This window comes from Duganella dendranthematis, assembly GCF_012849375.1.
Taxonomy (GTDB): Bacteria; Pseudomonadota; Gammaproteobacteria; order Burkholderiales; family Burkholderiaceae_D; genus Rugamonas; species Rugamonas dendranthematis.
Genome location: NZ_CP051684.1, coordinates 2,370,141 through 2,386,209 on the forward strand (window position 1 = coordinate 2,370,141; position 16,069 = coordinate 2,386,209).

Below are 16,069 nucleotides of genomic sequence, written 5' to 3' on the forward strand. Positions count from 1 at the left end.
GAGATACCATGTCCAACGCCATTCTGAATATGCCTGTCACGCCGTGGTGGAAGCAGCGCTGGCCGTGGCTGCTGATGCTGGGCCCGGCCTCGGTGATGGTGGCCACCAGCTACACCGCCTGGCTGGCGATCAAGACGCCGGACGCGGTGGTGGTCGGCGATTACTACACGCAGGGCAAGGCCATTAACCAGGACTTGCGGCGCGACCGCGTGGCCGCACAACTGGGTTTGTCGATGACGCTGGGGTATGACGCCGCCACCGGCGCGCTGAGCGGCCGCATCAACCGCAACGACACCGGGCCGCTGATGCTGCACCTGTCGCACGCCACCCAGCCGGAGAAGGATCTGAAGCTGATGCTGGTGCCGGATACAGAAGGCCACTTCAGCGTGTCGTTGCCGATGCTGGAACGCAGCCGCTGGGTGGTGCTGGTGGAAGGTGGAAAACGCGAATGGCGCCTGGCCGGCGCCTGGGTGTGGCCGGCCAACCACGGCATCACGCTGCTGCCGGACTAAGCCCAAAACGAAAGGGTCTGACCCCGTACGGGGTCAGACCCTGGCCGCAGCGGTGTGCGGGGTGAGGCGGTGCCGTCTCAGCCGCAGGTTTCGGTGCCGGCGGTGATGGCTTTCAGCAGCGGCGGGTCGAGCAATTCGATCTCGCGGTTGCTGACGCGCAGCAGACCTTCCTTCTTGAACTTGGACAGCAGGCGCGAGATGCTTTCGATCGTCAGGCCCAGGTAATTGCCGATTTCCTCGCGCGACATGCGCAGCTGGAAAGTATTCGGCGAATAGCCGCGCGCCTCGTAGCGCGACGACAGATTGACCAGGAAGGCCGCAAACCGCTGGGTCGCCTGCATATTCCCCAACAAAAGCATCACACTTTGTTCACGTGTGATTTCCTGGCTCATCATGCGATGGAAATGGCGCAGCAGCGTCGGCATTTCCCCCAGCAGCGATTGCAGCGTGGCGAATGGAATCTCGCACACTTCGCTGTCTTCCAGCGCGACGGCGGTGCAATGATGCTCGTCGGCGCTGATGGCGTCCATGCCCAGCAGCTCGCCGGCCATCTGGAAACCGGTAATCTGTTCCGCCCCCTCGCGGTTGACCTGGTAGGTCTTGAAATGGCCGAGGCGGATCGCGTACAGGTTCTGGAATGGATCGCCGATGCGGAACAACGTACTGCCGCGCGCCACCTTTTTGCGGCGGCCGATGATCTGGTCGAGGCGCTCCATGTCGTTGTTGTCCAGCCCCATGGGCAAGCACAGCTGATGCATGCTGCACGACGCGCAGCTTGCCTTCAGCACCTCTATTGTCGCGCCGGGGATCACCAGCGAAGGAAGTTCTTTTATCATGCAGCTAGTGTAGCCCATCGCACTTGATTTAAGCCGCTATTCCGCAGTCATCCAATCAGGTATTCGCGCGCGGGAAGATAATTTGCTACGCTAGCGGCATGACTCTGCCCAAGCCTCCCACTCTCGATCAGCACCTGTGCTTTTTAATCTACAACACGTCATTGAAGATGACGCAGACTTACAAGCCGCTGCTCACCGCGCTGAACATGACCTATCCACAGTACCTGGTGATGGTGGTGCTGTGGGAGCAGGACGGCCTCGGCCTCAAGGACGTGGCGGAACGGCTGCAGCAGGACTCCGGCTCGGTAACGCCGGTGGTCAAGCGGCTGGAGGCGGAAGGCTACCTGACGCGCGACCGCGATCCCCGCGACGAACGCAACCGCGTGCTGAAACTGACCGCCGCCGGCCAGGCGCTGCGCGCCGCTGCGCTCAAGGTGAGCCAGGAGTTTGCCGCCGAATGCCAGGTCAGCCATGAGGAGGTGGCGACACTGATGACCACCCTGGGCAAATTAAACCGCAATCTCGGCGATTGAAGCATCCATCAACAAATAAATCCAAATTTAACTTGCGTGCGATTTTTTAGTGCGCTATATTTCACCTCAAGGAAACGCGCTATTCACCCCAGCGCGTTTTTAAAACCACAATACTTAGCGCGCTAACAGTTAGCGCATATAACTGAAAGGAAATATCATGAAACGTACCTTCATCGCTTCCGCCCTGCTGGCCGCTACCGCTTTCGCCCACGCTGCCGCCCCCGCCAACGACACCACCATCGTGCTGGTGCACGGCGCCTTCGCCGACGGTTCCAGCTGGAGCAAAGTGATCCCGATCCTGGAAGCCAAAGGCTACAAAGTGGTCGCCGTGCAAAACCCGCTGAGCTCGCTGGCCGACGACGTCGCCGCCACCCAGCGCGTGGTCGATGCGCAAACCGGTAAAGTGGTGCTGGTCGGTCACTCGTGGGGCGGCACGGTGATCACCCAGGCCGGCACCAGCGACAAGATCAAGGCACTAGTCTATGTGGCCGCGTTCGCGCCTTCGGAGGGGGAAGCCACTGCCAACCTGGGCAAAGACTACGCCGTGCCACCTGGCATCGCCACGCTGAAAGCCGACACCGGCGGCTACCTGTGGCTGCCAACCGAATCGGTGGCGCTGAACTTTGCGCCGGACGTGACGCCGGCCGAGAAAAAACTGATCGCCGCCACCCAGGGCCCGATCGCCGCCAAAGCTTTCGGCGACACCACCACCGTGGCGGCCTGGAAGAACAAGGCCAACTACTACATCGTCGCCAGCAAGGACCGCATGATTGCGCCGGAACTGGAACAGGCCTTCGCCAAGAAAATCAACGCCACCGTGACCACGCTGCCAACCAGCCATGTGCCGATGGTGTCGCAACCGGCCAAGGTCGCTGAAGTGATTATCGCCGCCGCCCAGCGTTAATCTGCTTGCAGTTTGAAAGCCTACAGGCGTGCCACGGCACGCCTGTTTTTCTTTCTTGCCAACGCCAGTCTTTGATAGGAGAATCCAATCAGCTCCTGCATTCATCAAGGTTGATATGAAGCCTCTCGGCATCAAGGCCAAAGTCGCGCTCGTTACCAGCATCACTTCGGTCCTGATGATCGGCCTCGTCACGCTGGTGCAGACCCAGCGCATGAAAGCGGATTACACGCGGGTGTTGTTCACCCAGCAGACGGCGTTGGTCAACCGCACCGCGCAGGAGCTCGACGACAAGCTGACCATGCTGCTCGATATCATCGCGCTGTCGGCCCGCAACCAGCCGCCGGCGCTGGCCAGCTCCGGCGACCAGTTGCGCGAGTATTACCAGGACCGCGCCGTGCTGGCCCTGTTCGACGATTTGCTGGTGCTGAACCCGCAAGGCAAGGTGATCTCCGACCTGCCGCTGGTGCCGGGCCGGGTCGGCATCGACGCCTCCGACCGCATCTACTTCAAGACCGTGATGCGCACCCGCAAGCCCATGATTACCGAACCCATCATCGGCCGCGCCAACAAGCAGCCGGTGGTGCAAATGGTGGCGCCGGTGCTCAACGACAAAGGCGAGGTGGTGTGCCTGCTGGTCGGTGTGCTGCGGCTGTACAAAGACAATCTGCTGGGCCACTTGCGCACCGCCAAGGTCGGCAACAGCGGCTACTACTTTGCGCTGACCCGCAACGAGAATCCGGTGTACGTGCTGCATCCCGACATTTCTCGCCTGCTCAAGCCGCGCGATCCCAACGCCAATCCAGCCACCACGCGCGCGCTGCAAGACGGCTTCGAGGGCACCGCCATGGGCTTGGGCGAAGGCCTGCCCACGCTCAACAGTTACAAGCAGCTGAAGTCGGTTGACTGGCTGCTGGCCACCTCGCTGCCGGCCGAGGAAGCGCTGGAGCCGTTCGACGGCGTCATCAAGCGCGTGCTGATCTGGAGCGGCGTGGCGGCGGTGCTGACCGCTTTGCTGATCAGCACGCTGACGGTGCGGCTGCTGGCGCCGTTGGCGCGGCTGCGCAACGCCATTGTCGGCCTGCGCGCCGAGCCGGCCCGCTTCACGCCGCTGCCGGTGCACACGCACGACGAGGTCGGCCAGCTGACCACCGCCTTCAACGAACTGATGCACGAACGGCTGGCGGCCGACGCCCGCCTGCAAAGCCTGGTCGAGTTCGCGCCGAACACCATAGTCGTGGTCGGCATCGACGGCCGCATCGAGACCTTTAACCGCGAAGGCGAGCGCTGCTTTGGCTACGAGCGCGACGAGGTGCTCGGTCAGCCGCTGGAAATCCTGGTGCCGGAGCGGCTGCGCCAGCAGCACGTGGGCCACCGCAACCGCTTCTTTGCCGACCGCCTCAGCGCCGAGCCGGTACGCATGGGGAATGGCGCCGTCATCTACGGCCGCCGCCGCGACGGCAGCGAGTTCCCGGTCGAGGTCAACCTGAGCGCGGTGCGCACCGATCAGGGCACCAAGGTGCTGGCGGTGATTTCCGACACCACCGAGCGCCAGCGTCTGCAGCATGAGGTGGAAACCCGCGCCCTGGAGCTGGAGCGCGAACGCGACCGCGCGCAGGCGGCCAACCGCGCCAAGAGCGATTTCGTCGCCAACATGAGCCACGAGATCCGCACGCCGATGAACGCGGTGCTGGGCATGGTCTACCTGCTCGGCAACACGCAGCTGACCTCGCAGCAGCGCAAGTACCTGAACATGGTGCGGGTGTCCGGCCAGTCGCTGCTGGGCATCCTCAACGACGTGCTGGACTTCTCCAAGATCGAGGCGCGCAAGCTGGACCTGTCGCCGGTCGATTTTTCGCTCGACGAGACCATGAACGCACTGGCCACCATGATGACCATGAACGCCGGCGACAAGGAGCTGGAGCTGGCCATCAGCGTCGACGTGGCGATTCCCAACCGCCTGCACGGCGACGCCATGCGCCTGCAGCAGATCCTGGTCAACTTGGCCGGCAACGCCATCAAGTTCACCGAACAGGGCGAGGTGGTGGTCAGCGTGCAGCTGACCGCGCGCGACGACCACAGCGCGCTGCTGCGCTTCGAGGTGCGCGACACCGGCATGGGCATGACCGAGGCCCAGCTGGGCCAGCTGTTCAACGCCTTCTCGCAGGGCGACCAGAGCATCACGCGGCGCTTCGGCGGCACCGGCCTGGGGCTGGCCATCACCAAGCGGTTGATCGAACTGATGGGCGGGCAGGTGGCAGTCAACAGCCGGCCGGGGCAGGGTTCGACCTTCTGGTTCAGCCTGCCGTTCGAGATCCAGGCCGACCAGACCGACGAGCGGCGCAAGCCGGCGCTCGGCCAGCTGCGCCTGCTGGTGGCCGACGACAACCGCACCAGCCGCGAACTGGTGGCACGCCTGATCCGCGCCTGGGGCTGGCAGGCGGACGAGGTCGATTCGGGCGAGGCCGCGCTGCGCCGCTACCGCCAGAGCATCGACCACCAGCAGCCATACGACGTGGTGCTGGCCGACTGGCACATGCCCGGCATGGACGGGCTGGCCACCGCCAAGAGCATCCGTGAAACGGCCCACGGCAAGCCGCAGCCGATCGTGGTGATGCTGAACGCCTTCGCCCGCGACCGCATCGAGGAAATCTCGCACGCGCCGGAGGCCGACGTGGTGCTGGTCAAGCCGATCACCAGCTCCAACCTGTTCGACGCGCTGCACCAGGCGCTGGCTACACAGGGCGAGGCCGAGCAGCAGGGCGTGCCCGACACCGGCATCGTCGGCACGCTGGCCGACATCCACTTCCTGCTGGTGGAAGACAATCTGCTAAACCAGGCCGTGGCGCGCGGCATCCTGGAGCACGCCGGCGCCACACTGGACATCGCCGGCGACGGCCGACAGGCGGTGGACATCATGCGCGGCCATGCTGCCGAGTACGACCTGGTGCTGATGGACATGCAGATGCCGGTGATGGACGGTTTCACCGCCACCCGCATCCTGCGCCAGGAATTGAAGCTAAACTTGCCAATCATCGCGATGACCGCCGGCGTGCTGGAGTCCGAACGCGAGCGCAGCCGCGAGGCCGGCATCACCGACTTCATTCCCAAGCCGATTGAGGTGGACGAAATGCTGGCGGTGCTGCAACGCCATCTGCCCAAGCGCGCCGCGCCGCCTGCACCTCCGCCGCCACCCGCGCCGCCGCCGCCCATTCCCGCAGCGCCAGCGCCCGCCCCGGCGCCTATATCCGCCGCCGTGATGCCGCCAGCGGCGCTGGCCGAAGACGATCTGCTGGCTTCCATGGCCGCCGCCGGCATGCCGGATCCGGCGCCGGTGGCTGCCGCCGTGACGCCGCCAGCGGCGCTGGGCGAAGACGATCTGCTAGCTTCCATGGCCGCCGCTGCCGGCCTGCCAAATTCGGCGCCGGTGGCTGCCGCCACGCCGGCCGGCCCCGCAGCACGGGAAACCGCCCCGGCCCCCGTCTTTGCGCCGCTACTTGCCGTACCACTCGGCGGCCCGCTGGCCAACGCACCGCAATCCTCGTCGCCGCCGCCCAAACTGATGACCAACGCGCCACCGCCAGCCGGCGAGACCGCCATCTTCAACATGGACAGCCTGATGCGCGTGATGGGCAAGGACGCCAAAGGCCGCGCCGCCATGTACAAAATGGTGCGCGGCGCTCTGGACACCGGCATGGAACCGGCCGATCAGGCCGGCGTAGCCTTGCAGGAAGGCCGGCTGCGCGACGCCGCCAAGCACTTCCACAGCCTGCGCGGCGCGGTCGGCATCCTGGGCGCCAAGCGCCTGATCCAGGCCACCATCGCCGCCGAAGACGCCATCCACGAGCAGCGCGAGGAAGAGCTCAACGAGCGCTACCTGCAAGTCCGCAACGAGCTGGCGCAAACCCTGGCCCAGGCCCGCGCCTGGCTGGACCGCGAACAGTCCTAATGCCCTCACAGATGTAAGCAAACGTATGCCGGATGGCCCATCCGGCTGCCTGACTTTTGGGCAACGTTTGGCGTTTACACCACAGTTACACCCCTTCCAAGCGCTTCCATGAATCATATTGATAATAATTCGCATTTACGTTACGGTATTTTATTGTTACAATCTTTCCCACTAATTTATTCCGAACCGGCAAGCCAGACGCCGCATGAACACTGTTTCAGCGCGCAGCCAGCCCTCTCTTTTTTGACGAAAGAAGCACATGGCAATGATCAAGAGTCGCAAACATGCGCAGACGCGCTTTAATCAACACATGAGTGCAGCGCTGGCTGCGATGCTGCTGCCGGTCGCCGCCCACGCGGCCGAAGCCGCCGCCCCGTCGGATACCGACGCCCAGGCCAAGCCGCAAACCATGCAGGAAGTGCAAGTCAATGCCGCGCGTGAAAACGACTACAAGGCCGAACGTGCTTCGTCCGCCAAGTACACCGAAAAACTGGTCGACACCGCCCAGACCCTGACCGTCATCAAGAAAGAGCTGATCGAACAGCAAGGCGCCACCACGCTGACCGAAGCGCTGCGCAACACCCCGGGCGTCGGCGCCTTCTTCCTCGGCGAAAACGGCTCGACCAATACCGGCGACGCCATCTACATGCGCGGTTTCGACGCATCCGGCAGCATCTACGTGGACGGCGTGCGCGACGTCGGCTCGATCGCCCGCGACACCTTCAACATCGAACAGATCGACGTGCTCAAAGGCCCGGCCGGCACCGACAACGGCCGCTCGTCGCCAACCGGTTCGATCAACCTGGTCACCAAACAACCGCTGCTGGAAAATGCCTACCAGGCGTCCGTCACTGGCGGCAGCGGCAAGCAGAAGCGCGGCACCGCCGACATCAACACCGTGATCGACGCCGACAGCGGCACCGCGTTCCGCCTGAACGTGCTGGACCAGGACAGCGGCAATCCGGCGCGCGACGTCGTCAAGAACAAGCGCTGGGCCATCGCGCCATCGCTGGCTTACGGCCTGAACAGCCCGACCCGCGTCTACCTGGACCTGCTGCACGTCAAGCAAAACAACATCCCTGACGGCGGCGTGCTGACCATCGGCCTGCCTGGCTACACCTCGCCGGACGCCACCCGTCCGTTCCTGACCAACGCCCGTCCGGTCGATCCGAAGAACTTCTACGGCTCCAGCCTGGACCACGACGATGTCAAAGCCGACATGGTCACGCTGAAAATCGAACACGACTTCGCCAACGGCGCCAAGCTGGTCAACACCGCCCGCTACGGCAAGACCACCGAGAACTACCTGCTGACCTCGTTCATGGCGACCACCGCCAACGTGGTCACGCCGAACCCTGCCGATCCATCGACCTGGACCATGAAGCGCACCAACCTGACCTTCAAGGATCAGGTCAACGAAATCATCGCCAACCAGACCACGCTGACCGCCGATGTGACCACCGGCGCCGTCAAGCACACGCTGGTCGGTGGCCTGGAGTTCACCAACGAGAAGCAGACCAACTACACCTGGGCAGCCACCGGCGGCACCGCCTTGCCACCGACCAGCATCTACAACCCGAATCCGGACGCGGCGGTCAACGTGACGTACGCCCGTAATGGCGCGCGCGGCAACGGCAGCACCAACACCGAGAGCGTCTACCTGTTCGACACCGCCAAGATCGGCGCCGACTGGATCATCAACGCCGGCGTGCGCGTCGACCACTACAACACCACCTATAACGGCATCACCCTGCAAGGTGCGGTCACCGCGCCGGCGCCACAGGTGATTCCGGTCGGCACGCTACTGGGCACCTCGATCGACGCCGGCGACACCCTGCTCAACGGCAAACTGTCGGTGGCCTACAAGCCGACCGCCGACAGCAGCGTCTACGCGCTGGTGGCCAGCTCGAAATCGCCACCGGGCGGCACCACCTTCACCCTGAGCAGCAGCGCCAACAGCGCCGCCAACCCGAACTACGATCCGCAAACCACCACCAACTACGAAGTCGGCACCAAGTGGGATCTGCTGCAGCAAAAACTGTCGTTCACCGCGGCCGCCTTCCGCACCGAAGTGAAAAACGAGATCGAAGTCGATCCCACCAATCCGGCCGTGTACTACCAGAACGGTAAAAAACGCGTGCAAGGTATCGAGCTGGGCGTGACCGGCGAAATCCTGCCGAAATGGCTGGTCAGCGCCGGCTACACGCACCAGTCGACCAGCGTCGAATCGGGCAAAGTGGTGACCGCCAACGGCGAAAACCAGCTGAGCTACACGCCGAAACAGGCGTTCACGCTGTGGACCTCGTACACGCTGCCGTTCGGCCTGCAAATCGGCGGCGGCGCGCGCTTCAGCGACAAACTGCTACGCGGCACCGACGGCGCCGTCGGCACCCCGGCCTACGCCGATTCGTACTGGGTGTTCGACGCCATGGCGGCGTATCCGGTCACCAAGAACATCGACCTGCGCCTGAACGTCTACAACCTGGGCGACAAGGACTACGTGCAGGCGATCAACAAGTCGGGCTACCGCTACACCCCGGGCGCACCACGTTCGGCCAGCCTGACCGCCAACTTCAAGTTCTAAGCACGCGGTTCCCGATTCCGTGTTGCTGGCCCCGTCGCTACCCGTAGCGGCGGGGTTTTTGCTTTTAGAGGAGCTTCATCATGATGTTGCATATCCCCGGCGTGCTGACGCGCGAACAAGTGGCCGCCATGCGCGCCAAGCTGGACGCCTCGGACTGGATCGACGGCCGCGCCACGGTTGGTGAGCAGGGCGCCAAGGTCAAGCAGAACCGCCAGTTGCCGGAAACCGCGCCGCTGGCGCTGGAACTGGGCCAGATCATCCAGACCGCGCTGGCGCAGCATCCGCTGTACTTCTCGGCGGTGCTGCCGCTGCGCACCATTCCGCCGCTGTTCAACAGCTATGCCGGTGGTGAGCACTATGGTGCGCACGTGGACGGCGCCATGCGCCGCATTCCCGGCAGCGGCGAGTGGGTGCGCACCGACGTCTCGACCACGGTGTTCTTGTGCGATCCGGAAGAATATGACGGCGGCGAGCTGATCGTCACCGACGCCTATGGCGAACATGAAGTGAAGCTGCCGGCCGGCGACGCCATCGTCTACCCGTCGACCAGCATCCACCGAGTGGAACCGGTGACGCGTGGCGCCCGCGTCTGCTCGTTCTTCTGGAGCCAGAGCATGGTGCGCGACGACATGCGCCGCAGCCTGCTGCTGGAACTGGACCAGAACATCCAGAGCCTGCGCGCGCGCCTGGGCGACTGCCCGGAACTGGTGGGCATCACCGGCCACTACCACAACCTGCTGCGGCAGTGGAGCGAGGTCTGAGTCAGACGCCCATATCGACCACCCACACCACGCCAAAGCGGTCCTTCAGCATGCCGTACAGCGGCGACCATGGCGCTGCGCCCAGCGCGTGCAGAACCGTGCCGCCTTCCGCCAGCTTGTGCCACTGCGCGGTGATTTCATCCGCATCATTGCCGCGCAGCGACACAAAGAACGCATTCTCGCCCTGGTTCCACGCCGTGGCGGCCGCCATATCGCACGCCATGATGCGGAAGCCATTGGCGGCCACCACCTGGCCCCAGATGATATTGTCGGCATCGGCGGGATCTTGCACATTGCCCATCTGCGCATAAGTCACCTGCGTCAGCTCGCCGCCGAAGACAGCTTGGTAAAACGCCAGCGCAGCGCGCGCCTGGTTGCGCAGGTTGATGTGGGTAACGGTGGTGACAGACATGGATAACTCGCTTTCCTAGTGACGTTAGCAAAATCGCTGACGCCACTATAGCCAGCCCTCCTGTCACTTTCTGTCAGCAGTCACGCCAGCGCTTTCAACTGGCCCTTGAACACGCCGGCCAGCGTCTGGAACAGGAAAATCACGATGGTCAGGCTGGCGATGGCCAGCACCAGCAGGGCGATGGCGTCGGTAACCGGATCGGCGGCATACGCGGCATAGCGGATCGCCGCACCGGCCGAGGCGGCCAGCGGGAAGCTGGCCGCCCACCACGACACCCGGAACGGCGAGCAGTGCGGCAGGTGACGCAGACGGCCCAGCAGCACCGCCAGCATGAACAGCGTCAGCATGTACAGCACCTGGGCGAACAGGTCGATGCCGCCGGTGGTGGTGACGTAGGCGGTGAAGCCGACCGAGAACGGCGCCACCAGCACCAGCAGCGACGGTTGCAGCGGTGGCGGCAGTGGTTCTTCCAGCACCAGCCGCTGGAAGATCAGCGTGAACAGCGGCACCGCGAAGAACAGCCCGACCGCCAGCCCGAACACCATCACGCCGTGCAGGCCATCCCATTGCAGCGCCGGCACCGCCAGCGGTACGTCCAGCATGCCGACCACCGGTACAATCCATGGCGGCGATACGTGGGAGGCCACCAGTCGCACCGTCATCCAGCGCATCACAATGACCCAGGCCAGCGCCGTCATGCCGATCGCGCCCAGCACCCACGACAAGCGCGCCAGCACCAGGCTGTAATCGACCAGCACGAACGGCAGCAGCAGCAGGCTGATCATCGGCGTGCCGAACAGGTTGGAAGCGATAGGATGACTGAATTCGGCGCGCACAGCATTCCAGCCGGCCCAGGCCTTGACGCCGTAGGCGATCACCAGCGCGACGAAGGCGGCCACGGCCGCCAGTCCGATGGCCTGGCCGATCCAGAGCGGCGCGCCAAAGTGATGATGCGCCGCCTTCCAGGCGACCGACAGCCCGGTCAGGCCCATGACGCCGCCGAAGATACCGATCGGCAGGTAGGAGAGGGTGGTGGATTCGTTTTGCATGATGGTCAACCAGTGACAGAATAGTCGCCATTGTCGATCCGCCCGCCACCGCTGGCGATGCTCCGGAGGATAGAGTTTTTGCTCGACCGTCTCAACCGCTACTTCCGGCAGAGACGGGTCAGCCCGCAATCAGCGTAGCAGCACGGCGCCGGCTTTGCCAGGTTGTTCGGCGTGGCGGACGGCGGTGGCGATATCGGCCAGGTCGTATTCACCGACCGCGGTAAAGGCCTCCGGCACCAGCCGCGCCAGATCCAGTGCGATGTCGATGTCGGCGGCGCGTACGTCGTCCGGCAGCGACGGCCAGCGGCCCACCGAGACACCCTGGATGCCGATGCCGCGCGTGGAGAAGGCCAGCGCCGGCACCGTCAGCGGCTGGCCCGACAAGTCGCCGTACGACACCAGCGTGCCGCCATCGCCCAGCAGCGACGCCAGCGCGCTGCCGACCTCGCCACCCACCGGATCGAGCGCCACCCGCACCGTGCGGCCTTGCGTCAGGCCATAGACGCGGCGCGTCCAGTCCGCCCGGCCGGTGCTGATGAATTGCATGCCCGGCATCTGGCGCGACAACGCCGGAATCATCTCCTCCGAGCGCACGATGCCAATCGGCATATAGCCCTCCGCCACCAGCAGCTTGGACGCCAGCCGCGCCACCAGGCCGCCGGCTGCGCTGAGCGCGATGACGTCGCCGGCCTGGGCCCGCGCCGCCCGCACCGCGCGCAACAGCAGCACGGCCGTCAGCGGCGCCACGTGCAACTGGGCGGCGGCGGCGTCGCTGATGTCGTCCGGCAGCGCGGTGACGGCGCGTACCGGCGCCAGCACCTTGTCGCTCCAGGCCCAGCGCGCCGGAAAGAACGCCACCCGCGCGCCCGGCGCCAAGCCCTGCGCCGCGTCGACGCCGGGACCCAGCGCTTCGATCACGCCCATGCCTTCAAAGCCCGGCCGCGCGCCTTCCGGTCCCAGCGGCGCGGCGTTGCCCGGCGCCCGGTAGCGGCCGCGAATCCCGATCAGGTCGCCGGGATGCACCGGCCGGCTGAGCACGCGGATCAGCACTTCGCCGCCGCCGGGCGCCGGCAATTCCGGCGCTTCGGTCAGTTGCAGCACGTCGGCCGGCTCGCCGTACTGGTGGTAGATGATGCTGCGCATGACGGTCCTCTCAGCGAAGTCTGGTGAAGGCGGCGCGCAGCTCGGCGGCAAACAGCGCCGGCTGTTCAAACGCGGCAAAGTGCCCGCCGCGATCGACCTCGTTCCAGTAGATCAGCTGGGGATAAGTGGCCTCGCCCCACGAGCGCGGCGCGCGGTAGATCTCTTTCGGAAACACCGTCACCGCCACCGGCAAGTCGAGGCGGCCGCCGGAGAAGCTGGCCGGCGAATTTTCCCAGTAGATGCGGGCCGATGAGGCCGACGTATTGGTCAGCCAGTACAGCGAAATATCGTTGAGCATCTCGTCGCGCGTCAGTACCCGTTCGACGTCGCCGCCGTTGTCGCTCCAGGCCTGGAATTTCTCGTAGATCCAGGCCGCCTGGCCTACCGGCGTCGAGCTCAGCACTTCACCCATGGTTTGCGGCATGGTGGCCTGCTCGTTGAAATAGCCATAGCCGTCGGTGGCAAAGCGGCCGGCCGCATCGACCGCGCGCTGCTCTTCCGATGACAGCGTGGTCGGCATCTTTTCCGGAAACACGAACTGCCAGTTCAGGTGGATGCCCGCCAGCCCTTGCGGCTTGACGTGGCCCAGCGCGGTGGTCACGCCGGCGCCCCAGTCGCCGCCCTGCGCCACCCAGCGCTGGTAGCCAAGCCGCGCCATCAGCGTGCCCCAGGCCTTGGCGATGCGCACCACGTTCCAGCCTTTTTCGCGCGGCTTGTCGGAGAAGCCGAAGCCCGGCAGCGACGGCACCACCACGTGGAACGCATCTTCCGCCTTGCCGCCGTGGGCGGTCGGATCGACCAGCGTGCCGATCACCTTGAGGAATTCAAATACCGAGCCCGGCCAGCCATGGGTCAGGATAATCGGCAGCGCGTTCTCATGTTTGGAGCGCACGTGCAGGAAGTGAATTCCCAGGCCATCGATCTCGGTGCGAAATTGCGGGAAGGCGTTCAGCTGCGCTTCGGCGCGGCGCCAGTCGTACTGGTGTTGCCAGTAGTGCGCGACGTCCTGCATGCGCTTGAGCGGCACGCCTTGCGACCAGCCGGCGCCGGTTTCGCGGTCCGGCCAGCGGGTCAGCGCCAGCCGCTGTTTCAGATCGTCCAGCAGCGCTTGCGGCACCTCGACGCGGAACGGCGTGACGGCGTCGGTGGCTGGCGGCAGCGCCAGCCCCTGGGTCGGATGCAGGGCCGACAGCTTGCCGGTCAATAGCGCGCGGCGCGCCGGTTGAATAGTGGATGCTTGCATGGTGTTCTCCTGCGATCAACGAATGGTGGCGAAAGCGCGGCGCAGTTCCGCGCTGAACAGCGCCGGTTGCTCGAAGGCGGCAAAGTGGCCGCCGCGCGGTAGCGCTTCGTTCCAGTAGTACAGCCTGGAGTACACGCGCTCGCCCCACTTGCGCGGTGGCCGGAACAGTTCGCCGGGGAAGATGCTGACCGCTACCGGCAGATCCAGCTTTTGGGTCGAGAAATCGGTAGTGAAGCTTTCGGCGTACAGCCGCGCGGACGAGGCGCCGCTGTCGGTCAGCCAGTACAGCATGATGTTGTCGAGCATGTCGTCGCGCGACAGCACCGATTCCGGATCGTTGCCGCTGTCGCTCCACGTACCCAGTTTTTCGTATATCCAGGCGGCCTGCGCCACCGGCGAATCGGCCAGCGCGTAGCCGATGGTTTGCGGCCGCGTGCCCTGCAATTTGGCGTAGCCGGATTTGGCGCCGTCAAACGCCACCAGTTGCGCGATGGCCGCCTGTTCCTGCGCATCCGGCGTGCCGTCCAGCGGCGGCGGGAACAGGATCGGCAGATTCAGATGCACCGCCGCCAGTCCGGGCGCGTGCTGTTTGGCCAGCCAGGTGGTGACGCCGGCGCCCCAGTCGCCACCTTGCGCCACCCACTTGCTGTAGCCCAGACGGCCCATCAGCAAGCTCCAGGCGCGGGCGATGCGCGGCAGGCCCCAGCCGGTCGCCTGCGGCTTGCCGGAGAAGCCGAAGCCCGGCAACGATGGAATCACCAGGTGGAAGGCGTCCTCGGCCTTGCCGCCGTGCGCGGTCGGATCGACCAGCGGACCGATCACTTTGAGGAACTCGAAAATCGAGCCGGGCCAGCCGTGCGTCAGCAGCAGCGGCAGCGCGTTGGCATGCTTCGAGCGCACGTGCAGGAAGTGAATGTCCAGCCCGTCGATAAGGGTGGTGAACTGCGGCAGCGCGTTCAGGGTGGCCTCGGCGGCACGCCAGTTGTAGCCGTGCTGCCAGTAGTCCACCAGCGATTGCAGGCGCTGCAAGGGCAGGCCTTGCGACCAGTCCGTCACCGTTTCCGGATCGGGCCAGCGCGCCATCGACAGGCGCAGCTTGAGGTCGTCCAGCGCGGCCTGCGGCACCGCCACTTTGAACGGTTTGACGCCGGCGCGCACGGCAGGACGCTCGAAGGCGATCTTGCTGACGTCGATGCGGGCAGTTGTGCTGGCCTCGGCGCTAGCCGGCAGCAGGCTGGCCGCGCCGCCGGCGGCGGCAGCGGCAGCCAGGCCGCGCAGTGCCGAGCGGCGCGCGAGATCGGGAATCGGGAACTGGTCCATGGCTTACACCTGCGCCAGGCCGCCGTCGACAAACAGCTCGGCGCCGTTGACGAAGCTGGCGTCATCCGATGCCAGGAACAGCACCGCTTTGGCGATTTCTTCCGGCTCACCGACACGGCCTAGCGGCACTTGCGCGGCCAGCATGTCCAGCAGGCCTTGCTGGTTGGCGGCGTCCGGACCGGCCAGTTCCACCAGGCCCGGCGTGCGGATCGGACCAGGGCTGACCACGTTGATGCGGATCGCGCGGTCTTTGAGGTCGAGAATCCAGCTGCGCGCCAGGTTGCGCACGGCGGCCTTGCTGGCGCTGTAGACGCTGAAGGCCGGGGTGCCGACCACGCCGGCGGTCGAACTGGTCAGCACCACCGACGCGCCTTGGCCCAGCAAGGGCAGCGCGTTCTGCACGGTGAAGATCAGGCCTTTGACGTTGCGGTCGAAGGCGTCGGCGATGTGTTCTTCAGTGATCGCACCCAAAGGCGCCATCGAGCCGCCGCCAGCGTTGACGTACAGCACGTCGATGTGGCCGGCTTTGTCCTTGATGGTGTCGAACAGGCGCTTCAGATCGGCGGCGCTGGACGAGTCGGCCTGGATGCCGGTGGCGTTCGGAATCGCGGCAGCGGCGGCATCCAGTTCCGCCTGGCGGCGGCCGGTGATGAACACGCGCGCGCCTTCGGCGGCGAACAATTTGGCGGTAGCCAGGCCAATGCCGCTGGTGCCACCGGTAACCACTGCTACTTTGCCTTGAAGCTTGCTCATGATGAACTCCTTGTTGGGTGAATTGATGAAGTTCAGTGTATTTTGTCCACCGTTCTGTGTAAATTGGCCGATA

General features: G+C 65.1%; 13 protein-coding genes. 6 read left to right on the forward strand and 7 right to left on the reverse strand.

Annotation, left to right across the window (positions count from 1 at the left end):
- Nucleotides 1-8: 8 nt before the first annotated feature.
- Complete coding sequence (locus tag HH213_RS10890) at nt 9-512, forward strand: FixH family protein (RefSeq protein WP_110845994.1); 504 nt, start codon at nt 9-11, stop codon at nt 510-512.
- 77 nt (nt 513-589) lie between these two features.
- On the opposite strand, the gene fnr is transcribed toward HH213_RS10890, so the two are convergent.
- Nucleotides 590-1,348: a fumarate/nitrate reduction transcriptional regulator Fnr gene (fnr, locus tag HH213_RS10895; RefSeq protein ID WP_110846658.1), complete on the reverse strand. Its 759-nt coding sequence runs from the start codon at nt 1,346-1,348 to the stop codon at nt 590-592.
- 167 nt (nt 1,349-1,515) lie between these two features.
- Between fnr and HH213_RS10900 the strand changes: the two genes are divergently transcribed.
- From HH213_RS10900 to HH213_RS10925, 5 genes are all read left to right on the forward strand, one after another.
- On the forward strand, nt 1,516-1,881 hold the full coding sequence (locus tag HH213_RS10900) for a MarR family winged helix-turn-helix transcriptional regulator (RefSeq protein WP_229263391.1): 366 nt from the start codon (nt 1,516-1,518) through the stop codon (nt 1,879-1,881).
- 157 nt (nt 1,882-2,038) lie between these two features.
- A complete protein-coding gene (locus HH213_RS10905; protein WP_169112262.1) occupies nt 2,039-2,785 on the forward strand; it encodes an alpha/beta fold hydrolase in 747 nt (248 codons plus the stop codon).
- 115 nt (nt 2,786-2,900) lie between these two features.
- Entirely contained in the window at nt 2,901-6,731 is a 3,831-nt protein-coding gene (locus HH213_RS10910; RefSeq protein ID WP_229263392.1) for a response regulator, read from the forward strand.
- 259 nt (nt 6,732-6,990) lie between these two features.
- Nucleotides 6,991-9,315: a catecholate siderophore receptor Fiu gene (locus tag HH213_RS10920; protein WP_169112263.1), complete on the forward strand. Its 2,325-nt coding sequence runs from the start codon at nt 6,991-6,993 to the stop codon at nt 9,313-9,315.
- A gap of 80 nt (nt 9,316-9,395) precedes the next feature.
- Nucleotides 9,396-10,076: a Fe2+-dependent dioxygenase gene (locus tag HH213_RS10925; RefSeq protein ID WP_169112264.1), complete on the forward strand. Its 681-nt coding sequence runs from the start codon at nt 9,396-9,398 to the stop codon at nt 10,074-10,076.
- Between the two features lies 1 nt (nt 10,077).
- On the opposite strand, the gene HH213_RS10930 is transcribed toward HH213_RS10925, so the two are convergent.
- The 6 genes from HH213_RS10930 to HH213_RS10955 all read right to left on the reverse strand — a co-directional run bounded on the left by HH213_RS10930 (nt 10,078) and on the right by HH213_RS10955 (nt 15,999).
- The gene (locus HH213_RS10930; RefSeq protein WP_110845999.1) at nt 10,078-10,488 is read right to left on the reverse strand and encodes a VOC family protein; all 411 of its coding nucleotides are present in this window, start codon (nt 10,486-10,488) and stop codon (nt 10,078-10,080) included.
- An 80-nt stretch (nt 10,489-10,568) separates the two neighbouring features.
- A complete protein-coding gene (locus HH213_RS10935; RefSeq protein ID WP_169112265.1) occupies nt 10,569-11,537 on the reverse strand; it encodes an SLAC1 anion channel family protein in 969 nt (322 codons plus the stop codon).
- 129 nt (nt 11,538-11,666) lie between these two features.
- Nucleotides 11,667-12,680, reverse strand: a complete 1,014-nt coding sequence (locus tag HH213_RS10940; protein ID WP_169112266.1) for an alcohol dehydrogenase catalytic domain-containing protein — start codon at nt 12,678-12,680, stop codon at nt 11,667-11,669.
- 10 nt (nt 12,681-12,690) lie between these two features.
- Complete coding sequence (locus HH213_RS10945) at nt 12,691-13,923, reverse strand: epoxide hydrolase family protein (RefSeq protein WP_169112267.1); 1,233 nt, start codon at nt 13,921-13,923, stop codon at nt 12,691-12,693.
- 15 nt (nt 13,924-13,938) lie between these two features.
- Complete coding sequence (locus HH213_RS10950) at nt 13,939-15,243, reverse strand: epoxide hydrolase family protein (protein WP_169112268.1); 1,305 nt, start codon at nt 15,241-15,243, stop codon at nt 13,939-13,941.
- 3 nt (nt 15,244-15,246) lie between these two features.
- Complete coding sequence (locus HH213_RS10955) at nt 15,247-15,999, reverse strand: SDR family oxidoreductase (protein ID WP_169115098.1); 753 nt, start codon at nt 15,997-15,999, stop codon at nt 15,247-15,249.
- Nucleotides 16,000-16,069 lie beyond the last annotated feature (70 nt).

Excerpts from the sequence above, each read along its gene's own strand:
- fnr (WP_110846658.1), bottom strand. The coding sequence starts at position 1,348 with ATGATAAAAGAACTTCCTTCGCTGGTGATCCCCGGCGCGACAATAGAG.
- HH213_RS10930 (WP_110845999.1), bottom strand. The coding sequence starts at position 10,488 with ATGTCTGTCACCACCGTTACCCACATCAACCTGCGCAACCAGGCGCGC.
- HH213_RS10900 (WP_229263391.1), top strand. The coding sequence starts at position 1,516 with ATGACGCAGACTTACAAGCCGCTGCTCACCGCGCTGAACATGACCTAT.
- HH213_RS10925 (WP_169112264.1), top strand. The coding sequence starts at position 9,396 with ATGATGTTGCATATCCCCGGCGTGCTGACGCGCGAACAAGTGGCCGCC.
- HH213_RS10905 (WP_169112262.1), top strand. The coding sequence starts at position 2,039 with ATGAAACGTACCTTCATCGCTTCCGCCCTGCTGGCCGCTACCGCTTTC.
- HH213_RS10890 (WP_110845994.1), top strand. The coding sequence starts at position 9 with ATGTCCAACGCCATTCTGAATATGCCTGTCACGCCGTGGTGGAAGCAG.
- HH213_RS10945 (WP_169112267.1), bottom strand. The coding sequence starts at position 13,923 with ATGCAAGCATCCACTATTCAACCGGCGCGCCGCGCGCTATTGACCGGC.
- HH213_RS10910 (WP_229263392.1), top strand. The coding sequence starts at position 2,901 with ATGAAGCCTCTCGGCATCAAGGCCAAAGTCGCGCTCGTTACCAGCATC.
- HH213_RS10920 (WP_169112263.1), top strand. The coding sequence starts at position 6,991 with ATGGCAATGATCAAGAGTCGCAAACATGCGCAGACGCGCTTTAATCAA.
- HH213_RS10935 (WP_169112265.1), bottom strand. The coding sequence starts at position 11,537 with ATGCAAAACGAATCCACCACCCTCTCCTACCTGCCGATCGGTATCTTC.
- HH213_RS10950 (WP_169112268.1), bottom strand. The coding sequence starts at position 15,243 with ATGGACCAGTTCCCGATTCCCGATCTCGCGCGCCGCTCGGCACTGCGC.
- HH213_RS10940 (WP_169112266.1), bottom strand. The coding sequence starts at position 12,680 with ATGCGCAGCATCATCTACCACCAGTACGGCGAGCCGGCCGACGTGCTG.